This window comes from Streptomyces sp. R302, assembly GCF_012927245.1.
In the GTDB taxonomy this organism is placed as follows: Bacteria; Actinomycetota; Actinomycetes; order Streptomycetales; family Streptomycetaceae; genus Streptomyces.
This window is the reverse complement of record NZ_JABBGE010000002.1, coordinates 251,150-265,721: the sequence shown is the minus strand read 5'-3', so window position 1 is coordinate 265,721 and position 14,572 is coordinate 251,150. Positions and strand designations below refer to the sequence as shown.

The window sequence follows — 14,572 nt, the reverse complement described above, 5'->3', positions numbered from 1 at the left end:
GGACCTGACTCATGGGAGCGCAGCTCCGGGTCTACAAGCGTCGCATCAAATCCGTCACCGCGACGAAGAAGATCACCAAGGCGATGGAGATGATCGCCGCCTCGCGCGTCGTCAAGGCTCAGCGCAAGGTGCAGTCCTCGACCCCGTACGCCACCGAGCTCACCCGCGCGGTGACCGCGGTGGCCACCGGTGCCAACGACAAGCACCCGCTGACCACCGAGGCCGAGAACCCGACCCGCGCCGCGGTGCTGCTCCTCGCGAGCGACCGCGGTCTGGCCGGCGCCTTCAACTCCAACGCCATCAAGGCGGCGGAGCAGCTCATCAAGCGCCTGGAGGGCGAGGGCAAGGAGGTCGACGTCTACGCCGTCGGCCGCCGCGGCATCGCGCACTTCAACTTCCGTGAGCGCAAGCTGGCCGGCTCGTGGGCCGGCTTCACGGACGAGCCGACGTACGCGGACGCCAAGAAGATCGGCGAGCCGCTGATCGAGGCGATCGAGAAGGACACGGCCGAGGGTGGTGTGGACGAGCTCCACATCGTCTACACCGAGTTCGTCTCGATGATGACGCAGACGGCGGTCGAGGCCCGGCTGCTGCCCCTCAGCCTCGACGAGGTCGCGAAGGAGGCCGGCGAGTCGGACACGCTCCGCCCGCTGTACGACTTCGAGCCGTCGGCGGAGGACGTCCTGGACGCCCTTCTGCCGCGCTACGTCGAGAGCCGCATCTACAACGCGCTGCTCCAGTCGTCGGCGTCGAAGCACGCCGCGACGCGGCGTGCGATGAAGTCGGCGACCGACAACGCGGGAGACTTGATCAACAACCTCTCCCGACTTGCCAACGCGGCCCGCCAGGCCGAAATCACCCAGGAAATCAGCGAGATCGTCGGTGGCACCGCAGCCCTGGCCGACGCGACCGCGGGGAGTGACAAGTAATGACGACCACTGTTGAGACGGCCGCCGCCACGGGCCGCGTCGCCCGGGTCATCGGCCCGGTCGTCGACGTGGAGTTCCCCGTCGACGCGATGCCGGAGATCTACAACGCCCTGCACGTCCAGGTCGCCGACCCGGCCGAGGAGGGCGCGCTCAAGACGCTGACCCTCGAGGTCGCGCAGCACCTGGGCGACGGCGTGGTCCGCGCCATCTCCATGCAGCCCACCGACGGCCTGGTCCGCCAGGCCCCCGTGGTGGACACCGGCGACGGCATCACGGTGCCCGTCGGCGACGTCACCAAGGGCCGCGTGTTCAACACGCTGGGTCAGATCCTGAACGAGCCCGAGGCGGAGTCGGAGGTCGGCGAGCGCTGGTCCATCCACCGCAAGGCCCCGGCGTTCGACCAGCTCGAGTCGAAGACCGAGATGTTCGAGACCGGCCTCAAGGTCGTCGACCTTCTCACCCCGTACGTCAAGGGTGGAAAGATCGGTCTGTTCGGTGGTGCCGGTGTCGGCAAGACCGTTCTGATCCAGGAAATGATCATGCGTGTGGCGAAGCTGCACGACGGTGTCTCCGTGTTCGCCGGTGTCGGTGAGCGCACCCGTGAGGGCAACGACCTCATCCAGGAGATGGAGGAGTCCGGCGTTCTGGACAAGACCGCCCTGGTCTTCGGCCAGATGGACGAGCCCCCGGGCACCCGTCTCCGTGTGGCCCTCGCCGGTCTGACCATGGCGGAGTACTTCCGCGATGTGCAGAAGCAGGACGTGCTGTTCTTCATCGACAACATCTTCCGCTTCACGCAGGCCGGTTCCGAGGTGTCGACCCTGCTCGGCCGTATGCCCTCCGCGGTGGGTTACCAGCCGAACCTGGCCGACGAGATGGGTCTCCTCCAGGAGCGCATCACCTCGACCCGTGGTCACTCGATCACCTCGATGCAGGCGATCTACGTCCCCGCCGACGACCTCACCGACCCGGCGCCGGCGACCACCTTCGCCCACCTCGACGCGACGACGGTTCTCTCCCGTCCGATCTCCGAGAAGGGCATCTACCCGGCCGTGGACCCGCTGGACTCCACGTCCCGGATCCTGGACCCGCGCTACATCGCGCAGGACCACTACGACGCCGCCATGCGCGTCAAGGGCATCCTGCAGAAGTACAAGGACCTCCAGGACATCATCGCGATCCTCGGTATCGACGAGCTGAGCGAGGAAGACAAGCTCGTCGTGCACCGCGCGCGTCGTGTCGAGCGCTTCCTGTCGCAGAACACCCACGCCGCCAAGCAGTTCACCGGTGTGGACGGTTCGGACGTTCCGCTCGAGGAGTCGATCGCGGCGTTCAACGCGATCTGCGACGGCGAGTTCGACCACTTCCCGGAGCAGGCGTTCTTCATGTGCGGTGGTCTTGAGGACCTCAAGAACAACGCCAAGGAGCTCGGCGTCTCCTGAGCCCCGTGCTCGCCCGAGGGGGGCGGGAGCCGTTCCCGTCCCCCTCTCCACGCCCCTTAGAATTGATCCCAACACCCGGCAGCACCGCCGGGTGGTGACCCGAGGAGCCACCCTTGGCTGCTGAGCTGCACGTCGAGCTGGTCGCCGCGGACCGGAGTGTCTGGTCCGGCGAGGCCACCCTGGTCATCGCGCGTACCACCTCCGGCGACATCGGCGTCATGCCCGGCCACCAGCCGCTTCTGGGTGTGCTGGAGTCGGGCCCGGTGACCATCCGCACGAGCGAGGGCGCCACCGTCGTGGCCGCCGTCCACGGCGGTTTCATCTCCTTCGCCGACGACAAGCTGTCGCTGCTGGCGGAGATCGCCGAGCTGGCGGACGAGATCGACGCCCAGCGCGCCGAGCGCGCGCTGGAGCGTGCCAAGTCGGACGAGGACGCCGCCGCCGAGCGGCGCGCCGAGGTCCGGCTGCGCGCGGTAGCGGTCCGCTAGCGGACCGGCGACCGAAGAGTAGTGCCCTCAGCCGCGGCACGGCTGGAATGTTCCAGACCGTGCCGCGGCTGAGGCGATGCAGATGCAGGTTGTATTCGTGAGGCCGGCGGCGCCGGTCACGGGACGCGGCGAGGAGGTCGGTGAAGATGTTCCTCGCGCTGCTCGTGTGCGGCCTGGTCGTCGCACTGGTGTTGATCGGGCTCTTCGTCTTCGGCTTGCGCCGGCGGCTGATCCAGCGGGCCGGCGGCACCTTCGACTGCTCGCTGCGCTGGGACGTCCCGGAGGAGCCGGACCTCAGCGGCAAGGGCTGGGTGTACGGGGTGGCCCGGTACAGCGGTGACGAGATCGCCTGGTTCCGGGTCTTCTCGTACGCGCCCCGGCCGCGCCGTTTCCTGGAGCGTTCGGCCATCGTGGCCCTGGAGCGCCGGATGCCGGAGGGCGAGGAGGAGCTGGCGCTCCTGTCGGACTCGGTGATCCAGCCCTGCATGTACAACGGCGTCCGGCTGGAGCTCGCGATGAGCGAGGACGCCCGGACGGGGTTCATGGCCTGGCTGGAGGCGGCGCCGCCCGGCCAGAGGGTGAACGTCGCGTAGTACTTCCTGCACGTACGGAAGCGGGGGGCGGTGTGCTGCACCGTCCCCCGCTCCGTCGTACCCGGGGTGCTAGCTCAGTCCGCCGTTGATGGCGTTCACGAGTTCGCCGTTCGCGGTGTCACCGCTGAACTCCCAGAAGAACGCGCCGCCGAGGCCCTGGTTCTTGGCCCAGCCCATCTTGGAGGTGACGGTGGCGGGGGTGTCGTAGCTCCACCAGTTGGTGCCGCAGTGGGCGTAGGCGGTGCCGGCGACCGTACCGTTGGACGGGCAGGAGTTCTTGAGGACCTTGTAGTCCTCGATGCCCTGCTCGTACGTGCCCTGCGCCGGGCCGGTGGCCGTGCCGCCGGGGGCGGACTGGGTGACGCCGGTCCAGCCGCGGCCGTAGAAGCCGATGCCGAGCAGCAGCTTGTTCGCCGGGACGCCCTTGGCCTTGAACTTGGCGATCGCCTCGGCGGAGTTGAAGCCCGCCTGCGGGATGCCGGCGTACGAGGTCAGGGGGGAGTGCGGGGCGGTCGGGCCCTTGGCCGCCCAGGCGCCGAAGAAGTCGTACGTCATCACGTTGAGCCAGTCGTAGTACGGCGCGGCGCCCGCGTAGTCGGCGGCGTCGATCTTGCCGCCGGCGGAGGCGTCGGCCGTGACGGCCGCGGTGACCAGGTTGTTCGCGCCGAACTTGGCGCGCATGGCCTGCATCATGTTCTTGAAGGACGCGGCGCCGCTGGTGTCGCAGGTGAGACCGCAGGCGTTCGGGTACTCCCAGTCCAGGTCGATGCCGTCGAAGACGTCGGCCCAGCGCGGGTCCTCGACCAGGTCGTAGCAGGACTGCGCGAAGGCGGCCGGGTTCTGGACGGCCTGGCCGAAGCCGCCGGACCAGGTCCAGCCGCCGAAGGACCAGAGGACCTTGATGTTCGGGTAGGCCTTCTTCAGCTTGCGCAGCTGGTTGAAGTTGCCGCGCAGCGGCTGGTCCCAGGTGTCGGCGACGCCGTCGACGGACTGGTCGGCGGTGTAGGCCTTGTCGTAGTCGGCGTAGGCGTCGCCGATGGTGCACTTGCCGCCCTGGACGTTGCCGAAGGCGTAGTTGATGTGGGTGATCTTGGACGCGGAGCCCGAGGTCACGATGTTCTTCACGTGGTAGTTGCGGCCGTAGACGCCCCAGTTGGTGAAGTAGCCCATCTTGACCGCGTTCGGCGGCGGCGGAGTGGTGCCGCCGCCGGTGGTGCGGACCGCGACGGGGCCGGCGGCGGGGCCGGTCTGGTCGATGGTGTCGCGGGCGACGACGGTGTAGCTGTAGTCGGTGCCGGCGGTGAGGCCCTGGTCGGTGTAGTTCAGGGCCGTGGTGGTGGTGACCTTGGTGCCGTCGCGCAGGACGTCGTAGTTCTTGACGCCCTTGTCGTCGGTGGCCGCGCCCCAGGAGAGCTTCACCGAGGTGTCGGTGATGTTCGAGGCGGTCGGGGTGCCGGGGGCCGAGGGCGGGTTGTCGCCCGGCTGGGTGGAGCCGTCGCAGGAGGCGCCGTTGATCTTACAGCCGGAGGGGGCGCCGGAGCCGGCGCCGTTGTAGCCGAAGGAGACGGAGGCGCCGGGGGCCAGGGTGCCGTTCCAGCCGACGTTCTTGGCGGTCCAGTGGTCGCCGCTGTTGGTGACGGTGGCGTCCCACGCGGAGGTGACCCGGGTGCCGGAGGGGTAGTCCCACTCCAGGTTCCAGGAGGAGATGGTGGTGGTGCCGGTGTTCTTGATGGTCCAGTTGGCGCCGAAGCCGGTGCCCCAGTCCTGGGTCTTGGTGTAGGTCGCGGTGACCGAGGTGGCGGCCTCCGCGGGGGAGGCGAGGCCGACCATCGCGGCGAGGGGGAGGGCCAGGGCGGTGAGGCCGGCGGCGGCCTTCGCCTTGAGGCCTCTTCGGCGCGTCGGTGCTTGAGTGCTCAACGGTGCTCCTCAAGTAGCGGACGTTCGGGGTGGGGGTGGTCCGTGGAGAGTTGCGCGCGCCCCGCGAGCGTAGGAAGGTCTGGACCAATCGTCAAGAGGTCCAGACCAACGTCGGTTCCGTTCCCTCAGAGCCCCAACTCCCGGGCCAACACCGCAGCTTGGACCCTGCTCCGCAGCCCCAGCTTCCCCAGCACCTTGCTGACGTGCGTCTTCACCGTCGCCTCCGCCATGTCCAGACGTACCGCGACCTCCGCGTTCGAAAGCCCCGCCCCCAGAGCGGCGAGGACCTCCCGCTCCCGGGGCGTCAGCCCGTCCAGGACGGCGGGATCCCTCCGTACCGGCGGTGCCGGGGAGGCGAACTCCGCGATCAGCCGCCGGGTCACCGCCGGCGCGATCAGCCCCTCGCCCCGCGCCACCGTCCGCACCGCCTCGATCAGCTCCCGCGCGTCCGCGTTCTTCAGCAGGAAGCCCGACGCCCCCGCGCGCAGCGCCCCGAAGACGTACTCGTCCAGATCGAAGGTGGTCAGCACCAGCACGTCCGCGAGGCCCTCGGCCACCACGAGCCGGGTCGCCGTCACCCCGTCCATGCGCGGCATCTGCACATCCATCAGCACCAGATCGGGGCGCAGCTCCCGGGCCAGTTCCACCGCCCGCTCGCCGTCCGCCGCCTCCCCGACCACCTCGATGTCCGGCGCGCTGCCCAGGATCAGTACGAGCCCCGCCCGTACCGCGCTCTGGTCCTCGGCCACCACCACCCGCACCGTCATGCCCGCTCCTCCTCGCTCGCTCCCACGGGCAGCTCCGCCCGCACCCGCCACACCTCTGCGCCCCCGTGCTCCGCCACCGGACCGGCCTCCAGGGACCCGTCGAGCAGCGCCACCCGCTCCCGCATCCCCACAAGCCCCACCCCCGAGCCCGGCGCGCGCGGCCCCGGCCGCTCCCCGTACGGGCTCGTCACCTCCACCCGCAGCGCCCCGTCCGCCCGGGCGAGCGCCACCCGCACCTCGCCGGGCGCCGCGTGCTTGAGCGCGTTCGTCAGCGCCTCCTGCACGATCCTGTACGCGGCCAGCTCCACCGGTGCGGGAAGGTTGGCACCGTCCCGCCGGGCGTCGTCCAGGACGAAACGCAGCCCGCTCGCCGCGCCGTTGGTCCCCGCCTGCGCCACCAGGGCGTCGAGCCCCGCGAGGGAGGCCGTCGCGGCCGGCTCGCTCTCCGCGCCGCTGTCCCGGAGCAGCCCGATGAGGCGTCGCATCTCCCCGAGTCCCGCCACGCTGTTCTCCCGGATCACCGTCAGCGCCTGCCGGGTGGTGCCGGGGTCGTCGAGGGAGAGCGCCGCCGTCGAGTGGATCGCGATCGCCGACAGGTGGTTGGCCACCATGTCGTGCAACTCCCGTGCCATCCGCGCCCGTTCCGCCGCCACCGCCTGCGTCCGGTCCATCTCGGCCAGCAGTGCGGTCTGTTCGGCGCGCAGCCGGGCTGCCTCCGCCGCTTCCCGGTGGTTGCGCACGATCGAGCCGGTGACGGCGGGCAGGAAGGAGATCATGCCGGTGATGACGCCGATGAGCAGTGCGAACGCGTTCTGCCACCACACCAGGAACGCCACCGTCGTCGCGACGGTGACCAGCGCCGTCGTGTACGGGATGCGGCGGGCCTGCGCGGGGGTGCCGTAGACGACCGCCGCGTAGACGACGTCCGTGAACATCAGGACCGTGGCCAGGTTCCCGTTGGTGAACTGGTCGGCCACGATGGCCAGCGTGCCCAGGACGAGCCCGGTCTGCGGGGCCACCCGGCGCAGTGCCTCCGCCCCCGCCATCACCGCCAGCGGGACGAGCGCCGCCCAGCGCTGGTCGAAGATCCGGCCGCCGGTGGTGTACAGCCCGTACGACCAGAGCAGCACGCCGACGGAGAGACCGGCGACGGCGATCAGTACGTCGTGGCGGTGCGGGCGGGGGAGGGCCGGGCGGGGCGGGACCGGGCGGGGCGGGACCTGGCGGGGGAGGATCACGTACCCATCCAACACGTGCTCCGGCCCCCGGACGTCGACATCCGGACCGATCCGCGCCCGCCCGCGCCTCCGTCGAAGGATGTAGGCGGGTTTCCTCACCCGCGACGACGAAGCGGGCCCTCCCGGACGGGACGCTGGGAGGGACCCGACGGGGGAAGGAAAGGGGAAGCTCGTGATCGTCACGGTGATCGTGGTCTGCGAGGTGGGGTTCTGGGTCCTGCTGGCCGCCGGACTCGGCGCGCGCTACCTGCTGCGCATGCCGAGGCTGGGCGCCGCGCTGCTGCTGTGCGAGCCGCTCCTGGAGGTCCTGCTCCTGGTCGTCTCCGCGATCGACCTCAAGAACGGCGCCGAGCCCAGCTGGCGGCACGGGCTCGCCGCGATCTACATCGGCTACACCGTCGGGCACGGGCACCGCACCGTGAAGTGGCTCGACGGCCACGCCGCCCACCGCTTCGGCGGCGCCCCGCCGCCCCCGAAGCCGCCCCGCCACGGCATGGCCCGGGCCCGCCACGAGGGCGCGATCTGGCTCGGCACGCTGATCGCCGGCGCCGTCGCCTCCGCGCTGCTCCTCGCCGCGATGTGGTACGTCGGCGACGCCGGCGACACCTCGGAGCTGGAGGCCTCGATCGGCGGCGTCTGGCGCGCCGTCGGCATCCACGGCCTGATCGCCCTCAGCTACGCGGTCTGGCCGCACAAGGCCCCGAAGGGCGACGCGGAGAGCGGTGCGGAGAAGGCGTCAGCGCTCCCCGCCCGGCACCCGGAGCACGCCCCCGACCTCCTTGTCGGCGACCCGCGCCAGGATGCCGTGTCTCCCGGGGGTCAACCCCCGGACCCCCGGCAGGGGGCCGTCGGTCCGACGTCCTAGCGCTCCCCGCCCGGGACCCAGAGCACGTCTCCGACCTCCTTGTTGGCGACCCGCGCCAGGATGAAGAGGAGGTCGGAGAGGCGGTTGAGGTACGTCGCCGTCAGCGGGTTCATCGTCTCGCCGTGCACCTCCAGGGCCGCCCACGTCGAGCGCTCGGCACGGCGGACCACCGTGCACGCCTGGTGCAGCAGCGCAGCGCCGGGCGTGCCGCCGGGCAGGATGAAGGAGCGCAGCTTCTCCAACTCCTCCAGGAAGCGGTCGCAGTCCGCCTCCAGCTTGTCCACGTAGTACTGCTCCACCCGCAGCGGCGGGTACTCCGGGTTCTCGACCACCGGCGTGGCGAGGTCGGCGCCCACGTCGAAGAGGTCGTTCTGGACGCGGGTGAGGACCGTGACGACCTCCTCGTCCAGGTGGCCGAGGGCGAGCGCCGTGCCGATGACGGCGTTGGCCTCGTTGGCGTCCGCGTAGGCCGCGATCCTGAGGTCGGTCTTGGCCGTGCGGCTCATGTCGCCCAGGGCCGTCGTGCCCTGGTCGCCGGTGCGGGTGTAGATGCGCGTCAGATTGACCATGGACCCAGCCTAGTGACGCCCCCGCCCGCCGCGCCTGTCGCGAGTGTGACGTCCGTCAAAGAGAGCGTGACGCGCATTACTTCGCGGTCACATGGTGCTCCCGGCCCGCTAATCTCCGCCGGAGAGAGCCAGAAGTGAACAGGTGTAGAAGGGGTGGAATTCGTGGCTGGGAAGCTCGCCGTCATCGGGGCCGGACTCATGGGATCCGGCATCGCTCAGGTCTCCGCGCAGGCCGGCTGGGACGTGGTCCTGCGGGACGTCACCGACGCCGCGCTGACCCGCGGTACGGACGGCATCAAGGCCTCGTACGAGAAGTTCGTCGCGAAGGGCAGGCTCGACGCCGCCGACGCGGAGGCCGCCCTCGGCCGCATCACCGCCACCACCGAGCTGGACGCGGTCGCGGACGCCGACATCGTCGTCGAGGCCGTCTTCGAGAAGATCGAGGTCAAGCACGAGATCTTCCGCTCCCTCGACAAGATCGCCAAGGACGGCGCGGTCCTCGCCTCCAACACCTCCGCCATCCCGATCACCAAGATCGCCGCGGTGACGGAGCGCCCCGAGGCCGTCGTCGGCGTCCACTTCTTCTCGCCGGTCCCGATGATGCAGCTCGTCGAGCTCGTCCGCGGCTACAAGACGAGTGACTCCGCCCTCGCCGCCGCCCGCTCCTTCGCCGAATCGGTCGGCAAGACCTGCATCGTCGTCAACCGCGACGTCGCCGGCTTCGTCACCACCCGCCTGATCTCCGCCCTCGTCGTCGAGGCCGCCAAGCTGTACGAGTCGGGCGTCGCCACCGCCGAGGACATCGACATCGCCTGCAAGCTGGGCTTCGGCCACGCGATGGGCCCGCTCGCCACCGCCGACCTCACCGGCGTCGACATCCTGGTCAACGCCACCAGCAACATCTACACCGAGTCCCAGGACGAGAAGTTCGCGCCGCCGGAGCTGATGCGCCGGATGGTGGACGCGGGTGACATCGGCCGCAAGAGCGGGCAGGGCTTCTACAAGTACTGAGCTCTGCCCGCCACACGGCCTCACTCCATGGAGTGAATCCAGGTATCGGTTCGACGACAAGGCGCAACGTATCTGCCGAGGCGGCAGTCAGTTTGTTTGCGAAGACGGAGCATTCCCGGGGAGCGACTATGCACATCAGGGGCGACCATGCCGAGCTGGTCGTCGGGGGCCGCCTCGACGTCCGGAGCGCGGCGGACGCCCGTACGGTCCTGCACACGGCCGTCGACGACGGAGTCGGCGACCTCGTGCTGGACCTGACCGGACTCGACTCCTGGGACGCCACAGGCCTCGGCGTCATCATGGGCGCCCACAGACGGGCCGGCCGCTGCGGCCGCCGGCTCGTCCTGCGCGGGGTGCCGCCGCAGATGCAGCGGCTCCTCGTCGCCACCCGCCTCCACCGCATCCTCGCCATCGAGGGCGGCCTCGTCGTGGAGTCCCTGCCCCGGGTCTGAACGGACGGCGCGCGGACGCCGCGCCCGGTGAACCGTCTGTGAAGCCCCTGTGAGAACCAGGCGTCACGCTCAATCCTCACAAGACCGTGACGTCTTGGTCTCCACGGCACCCCGGCTGTTCCCGGGCGCCCGGCGACCGTCTAGGGTTCGGTCGCCCGCACCCGACGACGGACCCACCCGGCGGGCTCCGCACCACCGCTCTTGGGGGCTTTGACCATGGACCCGATACACCGGGGGCCGGACGAGTCCGGTCACGACACCGCGGCCGAGGACGCCCGCCCCACCCAGCCCACCGCCCTGCCCGACCGCACCGCCGCGGCGCCCGCCCGCGCCCGCGTCACCCGGATCGTCTCCGGAGGGCTGCTCCTCACCGTCAACCCCGTCGACGGCAGCGAGATCGAACCCTGCCCGCCCGGCGAGACACCCCCGCAGGCCCGCCGCCGCACCCCCGAGGAGCGCGCCGAGGCCGACCGCGCCGCCGCCGCGCCCGTGCCGCCAGGACCCGCGGGACCCGAACTCCCCCTCCTCGAACGCGACGAACCGCGCGCCCGGCTCGCCGAGACCCTCACCCGCGGCCGCTCCGCCCGCCTCACCGGCCCCGACGGCGTCGGCCGCACCGCCCTCCTCGACGTCGTCGCCGCCGACTGCGCCGACCTCGCCCCCGACGGCGTCGTCCGCCTCTCCGGCCACCACCGCACCGGCGGCGAACTCCTCCACGAGCTGCGCACCGCCGTCCTGCACGCCCCCGGCCACCGGCCCGACCGCGACGGCCTGCGCGGCGACCTCGCCACCGTCGGCGCCGTCGTCGTCGTCGACGACCTGGAGTTCGGCGGCGCCGCCCTCGACGAACTCCTCGCCGCCGCCCCCGAGTGCGCCTTCCTCCTCGCCGCCGCCCCCGGCGTCCCCGCCCCCTCGGCCGAGGCCCGGATCGAGGAGGTCGCCCTGTCCGGCCTCGGCCGCGCCGCCTCCCTCGCCCTCCTGGAGGCCGCCGTCGGCCGCCGCCTCACCGAGGAGGAGGCCAACTGGGCCGGCGACCTCTGGTTCGAGTCCGAGGGGCTGCCGCTCCGCTTCGTCCAGGCCGGCGCCCTGCTCCGACAGCGCGACCGGCTGCGCGTCACCCCCGCCGAGTTCGACGCCTTCGGCGCCCTGGAGGAGGCCTTCGGCCCGTCCGGTACGACCCCGGGGGCCGGCCCCGCCGGCACCGCCCCCGATCCGTACGAGAACCCCGACGTCGAGCTCCACGAGGTGCCGCTGCCCAGCCTCGGCGAGGGCGCAGCCCCCGCCGCGCTGCTCGCCTCCCGGCTCAGCCGCTCCGCCCAGGCCACCCTCCGCTTCGCCGTCGCCCTCGGCGGCGAACTCCCGCACCACGCCCACCTCCCGGCGCTCGTCGGCGACACCCACGCCGACGCCGCCCTCGGCGAGCTGCGCGCCTGCGGGCTCCTCAGCCCCGCCGGCGCCCGGCACCGGCTCGCCGGCGGCGTCCTCACCCAGCTCCTCGCCCACGGCTACGGCCACGACACCGCCGACCGCCTGCGCACCGCCGCCCAGCACTACGCCTGGTGGGCCGGCCATCCCTCGGTGGGTCCCGAGCGGGCCGCCGCCGAGTCCGACGCCCTGCTCGCCGCGCTCGGCGGCCTCGTCGGGGACGGCGACGGCGGCCCCGAGGAGGCCGTCGAGCGGCGCGCCGCCGCCGTCGCCCTCGCCCGCGCCGCCGCCCCCGCCTTCGCCGCGGGCCTCCACTGGGGCGCCTGGGAGCGGGCCCTGCGCTCCGGCCAGGAAGCCGCCCGGCTCGCCGGGGACGTCGCCGAGGAGGCGTACTTCCACCACGAGCTCGGCATCCTCGCGATCTGCGGCGGCAACCTCGCCCGCGCCCGCGCCGAGCTGGAGGCCTCCATCGGGCTGCGCGGCGCCCTCGCCGACAAGCGCGGCACCGTCGCGGGACGCCGGGCCCTCGCCCTCGTCGCCGACCTCGGCCGCGAGCGGGAGCCCGCGACGGCCGTGCTGCCGTCCCGTACGGACTCGCCGGCCCGCGGCCTGCCCGCCGTACGCGCCACGGCCCCGGTCCCGCGGACGCCCGCCGAGCCGCCGACCGAGGTGCTGCCGCCGGTCGCGACGACCGCGGGCGTCACCCCGCCCGCCTTCCCGGCCTTCCCCGACTACCCGGACCTCGCCGACCAGGGCCCCACGGTGGCCGCCCGCCCCGCCGCCCCGGCCGAACCCGCGCGCAAGGGGCTCAAGGCGATCGTCCTCGACGGCACCCGGCGCAACCTCGCCGCCGTCGGCGCCGGAGCGCTCCTCGTCGCCGTCCTCGGCACGGTCGTCACCCTCGGCGCCACCTCCGACAACGACGAGACCCCCACCTCCGGCACCGTCAGCACCGACAGCACCACCGACACGGGCGTCGCCGAACCGCCGGACACCGGCGACGGCGCCCCGGCGGAGGACGAGCCCGGCGCCCCGGCGGAGACCGGTACGCCCACCACCTCCGGCTCGCCCGGCCCCACCACCTCGGGCACGACCCCGACCGCCTCCGCCACGGACCCGACGGCGACCGGCTCGCCGTCCACCAGCGCCTCCGGCGAACCGGACCCGACGGCCACCAGCGCGCCGGGCACCGCGACGGGGACGACGGACGCGCCGACGACCCCGCCGACGACCAGGCCGACGACGACCCGCCCGCCGTCCTCGCCCACGGGACCGAAGCCCAGCTCGTCGTCGCCGACCTCGTCGCCCTCGGCGTCGTCGTCCACCCCGGACCCCGACCCGAGCACGCCCTCCGAGTCCCCGTCCCCGACCCCGACGCCGGAGGAATCGTCCGGCGGCGAGGCCCCGACCAACTCCGCCTCCTCCACCCTCGACGGCACCCCCACCGCCTCCGACACCGTGAGCTGAGAACCGCGCCGGAACACCGGAACACCGGAAGAGCGGAAGAACGGCGAAGGGGACGGCCCCGGGCGCTCCTCGCGCCCGGGGCCGTCCCCTTCGCCGTACCGGCTAGAACAGTCGCAGCTTGTCGTCCTCGATGCCGCGCAGGGCGTCGTAGTCGAGCACCACGCAGCCGATCCCGCGGTCCGTCGCCAGGACCCGTGCCTGCGGCTTGATCTCCTGCGCCGCGAAGACGCCCTTCACCGGGGCGAGGTGCGGGTCGCGGTTGAGCAGCTCCAGGTAGCGGGTCAGCTGCTCCACGCCGTCGATCTCGCCGCGCCGCTTGATCTCGATCGCGACCGTCGCGCCGTCCGCGTCCCGGCAGAGGATGTCGACCGGGCCGATCGCCGTCGGGTACTCGCGGCGGATCAGCGTCCACCCCTCGCCCAGCGTCTCGATCCGGTCGGCGAGCAGCTCCTGGAGGTGCGCCTCGACGCCGTCCTTGATGAGGCCCGGGTCCACGCCGAGTTCGTGGGACGAGTCGTGGAGGATCTCCTCCATCGTGATGATCAGTTTCTCGCCCGCTTTGTTGATCACGGTCCAGATGCCCGCGTCGCCGTCGGCCCCCTCCTTGAGGGTGCACGGCGGAGACATCCAGTTGAGCGGTTTGTACGCCCGGTCGTCCGCGTGGATCGAGACGCTGCCGTCGGCCTTGATCAGGATCAGACGGGGGGCGGAGGGCAGGTGGGCCGTGAGCCGGCCCGCGTAGTCCACGGAGCAACGGGCAATGACGAGACGCATGGTCGGCAACGCTACAAGAGGAGCGCCCTTCTACGCGATTCGGGCATCGGCATGAGCCGAACACCCGTCGGTTATCGGCCTGTTGTGTGCCCATTCTCCTGGTGCGGGCAGCAACACGCGCTTACCGTGGAAGCTGGAGGTCGTCGTCCGTGCACGCTGCGTGGCGTACGTCGGCCTTCGGCCCTGCCCGCACAGACCCCGTCCGCGGGGTCGCGAGAGGAGAACCCATGTCGCTCGACGTCTCACCGGCACTGTTGGAACAGGCCGAGCGAGGCGAGGTCGACGAAGCCGCCTTCGTCGACTGCGTCCGGACCTCCCTGCCCTTCGCGTGGGAGATGATCAGTTCTCTGGTGGCCCAGCTGGAGGTGGAAGGCGGCGAGTTCGCCGACAACCAGACGCCGCCGCCGAACGAGCAGGCACGTGGTCAGCTGCTGCGCGCGCTGGCGAGCGACGCGATCCGCGGTGCGCTCCAGCGCCACTTCGGAGTGCGTCTGGCCTTCCAGAACTGCCACCGCGTGGCGGTCTTCCCGCTGGACCCGGCGGTGGACGAGCGGCTCACCCGCTTCACCTCCGTACGGGCCCAGCTGCTCAACCAGTCGCCCGAGCTCCGCGACTGCTGAGGCCCGACCGTCGTC

14 protein-coding genes are annotated in these 14,572 nt (G+C 72.0%); 9 read left to right on the top strand and 5 right to left on the bottom strand.

Annotated features, from left to right (window positions below; translation table 11 throughout):
* The first annotated feature begins 11 nt into the window (after positions 1 to 11).
* The 4 genes from HHL19_RS07105 to HHL19_RS07090 all read left to right on the top strand — a co-directional run bounded on the left by HHL19_RS07105 (position 12) and on the right by HHL19_RS07090 (position 3,452).
* Positions 12 to 929, top strand: a complete 918-nt coding sequence (locus HHL19_RS07105; RefSeq protein ID WP_169086754.1) for a F0F1 ATP synthase subunit gamma — start codon at positions 12 to 14, stop codon at positions 927 to 929.
* On the top strand, positions 929 to 2,371 hold the full coding sequence (gene atpD, locus HHL19_RS07100; protein WP_169086752.1) for a F0F1 ATP synthase subunit beta: 1,443 nt from the start codon (positions 929 to 931) through the stop codon (positions 2,369 to 2,371). The genes HHL19_RS07105 and atpD overlap by 1 nt, the downstream gene beginning before the upstream one ends.
* A gap of 113 nt (positions 2,372 to 2,484) precedes the next feature.
* Positions 2,485 to 2,859, top strand: coding sequence for a F0F1 ATP synthase subunit epsilon (locus tag HHL19_RS07095; protein ID WP_031006240.1), 375 nt, complete (start codon positions 2,485 to 2,487; stop codon positions 2,857 to 2,859).
* Between the two features lie 146 nt (positions 2,860 to 3,005).
* Positions 3,006 to 3,452 carry a DUF2550 domain-containing protein gene (locus tag HHL19_RS07090; protein ID WP_169087561.1) on the top strand — a complete coding sequence of 149 codons (447 nt, stop codon included), beginning with the start codon at positions 3,006 to 3,008 and terminating at the stop codon, positions 3,450 to 3,452.
* A gap of 69 nt (positions 3,453 to 3,521) precedes the next feature.
* On the opposite strand, the gene HHL19_RS07085 is transcribed toward HHL19_RS07090, so the two are convergent.
* The 3 genes from HHL19_RS07085 to HHL19_RS07075 all read right to left on the bottom strand — a co-directional run bounded on the left by HHL19_RS07085 (position 3,522) and on the right by HHL19_RS07075 (position 7,374).
* Positions 3,522 to 5,282, bottom strand: a complete 1,761-nt coding sequence (locus HHL19_RS07085) for a glycoside hydrolase family 18 chitinase (protein ID WP_169087559.1) — start codon at positions 5,280 to 5,282, stop codon at positions 3,522 to 3,524.
* A gap of 212 nt (positions 5,283 to 5,494) precedes the next feature.
* Positions 5,495 to 6,136 carry a response regulator transcription factor gene (locus tag HHL19_RS07080; RefSeq protein ID WP_169086750.1) on the bottom strand — a complete coding sequence of 214 codons (642 nt, stop codon included), beginning with the start codon at positions 6,134 to 6,136 and terminating at the stop codon, positions 5,495 to 5,497.
* Entirely contained in the window at positions 6,133 to 7,374 is a 1,242-nt protein-coding gene (locus HHL19_RS07075) for a histidine kinase (RefSeq protein ID WP_346768521.1), read from the bottom strand. The genes HHL19_RS07080 and HHL19_RS07075 overlap by 4 nt, the downstream gene beginning before the upstream one ends.
* Before the next feature lie 172 nt (positions 7,375 to 7,546).
* Between HHL19_RS07075 and HHL19_RS07070 the strand changes: the two genes are divergently transcribed.
* Positions 7,547 to 8,239, top strand: coding sequence for a hypothetical protein (locus HHL19_RS07070; RefSeq protein WP_346768520.1), 693 nt, complete (start codon positions 7,547 to 7,549; stop codon positions 8,237 to 8,239).
* Here the strand turns inward: HHL19_RS07070 and HHL19_RS07065 are convergent.
* Positions 8,236 to 8,808, bottom strand: a complete 573-nt coding sequence (locus tag HHL19_RS07065) for a cob(I)yrinic acid a,c-diamide adenosyltransferase (protein ID WP_169086748.1) — start codon at positions 8,806 to 8,808, stop codon at positions 8,236 to 8,238. The genes HHL19_RS07070 and HHL19_RS07065 overlap by 4 nt on opposite strands.
* Before the next feature lie 162 nt (positions 8,809 to 8,970).
* On the opposite strand from HHL19_RS07065, the gene HHL19_RS07060 reads away from it, so the two are divergent.
* The 3 genes from HHL19_RS07060 to HHL19_RS07050 all read left to right on the top strand — a co-directional run bounded on the left by HHL19_RS07060 (position 8,971) and on the right by HHL19_RS07050 (position 13,163).
* Positions 8,971 to 9,819: a 3-hydroxyacyl-CoA dehydrogenase family protein gene (locus HHL19_RS07060; RefSeq protein ID WP_169086746.1), complete on the top strand. Its 849-nt coding sequence runs from the start codon at positions 8,971 to 8,973 to the stop codon at positions 9,817 to 9,819.
* Positions 9,820 to 9,947: 128 nt separating this feature from the next.
* Complete coding sequence (locus tag HHL19_RS07055) at positions 9,948 to 10,271, top strand: STAS domain-containing protein (RefSeq protein WP_169086744.1); 324 nt, start codon at positions 9,948 to 9,950, stop codon at positions 10,269 to 10,271.
* A gap of 216 nt (positions 10,272 to 10,487) precedes the next feature.
* Positions 10,488 to 13,163 carry an ATP-binding protein gene (locus HHL19_RS07050; RefSeq protein ID WP_169086742.1) on the top strand — a complete coding sequence of 892 codons (2,676 nt, stop codon included), beginning with the start codon at positions 10,488 to 10,490 and terminating at the stop codon, positions 13,161 to 13,163.
* Positions 13,164 to 13,265: 102 nt separating this feature from the next.
* Here HHL19_RS07050 and nucS read toward each other — a convergent pair whose 3' ends face one another.
* Complete coding sequence (nucS, locus tag HHL19_RS07045; RefSeq protein ID WP_206325480.1) at positions 13,266 to 13,937, bottom strand: endonuclease NucS; 672 nt, start codon at positions 13,935 to 13,937, stop codon at positions 13,266 to 13,268.
* 227 nt (positions 13,938 to 14,164) lie between these two features.
* On the opposite strand from nucS, the gene HHL19_RS07040 reads away from it, so the two are divergent.
* Positions 14,165 to 14,557, top strand: a complete 393-nt coding sequence (locus HHL19_RS07040; RefSeq protein WP_169086738.1) for an SCO5389 family protein — start codon at positions 14,165 to 14,167, stop codon at positions 14,555 to 14,557.
* Positions 14,558 to 14,572 lie beyond the last annotated feature (15 nt).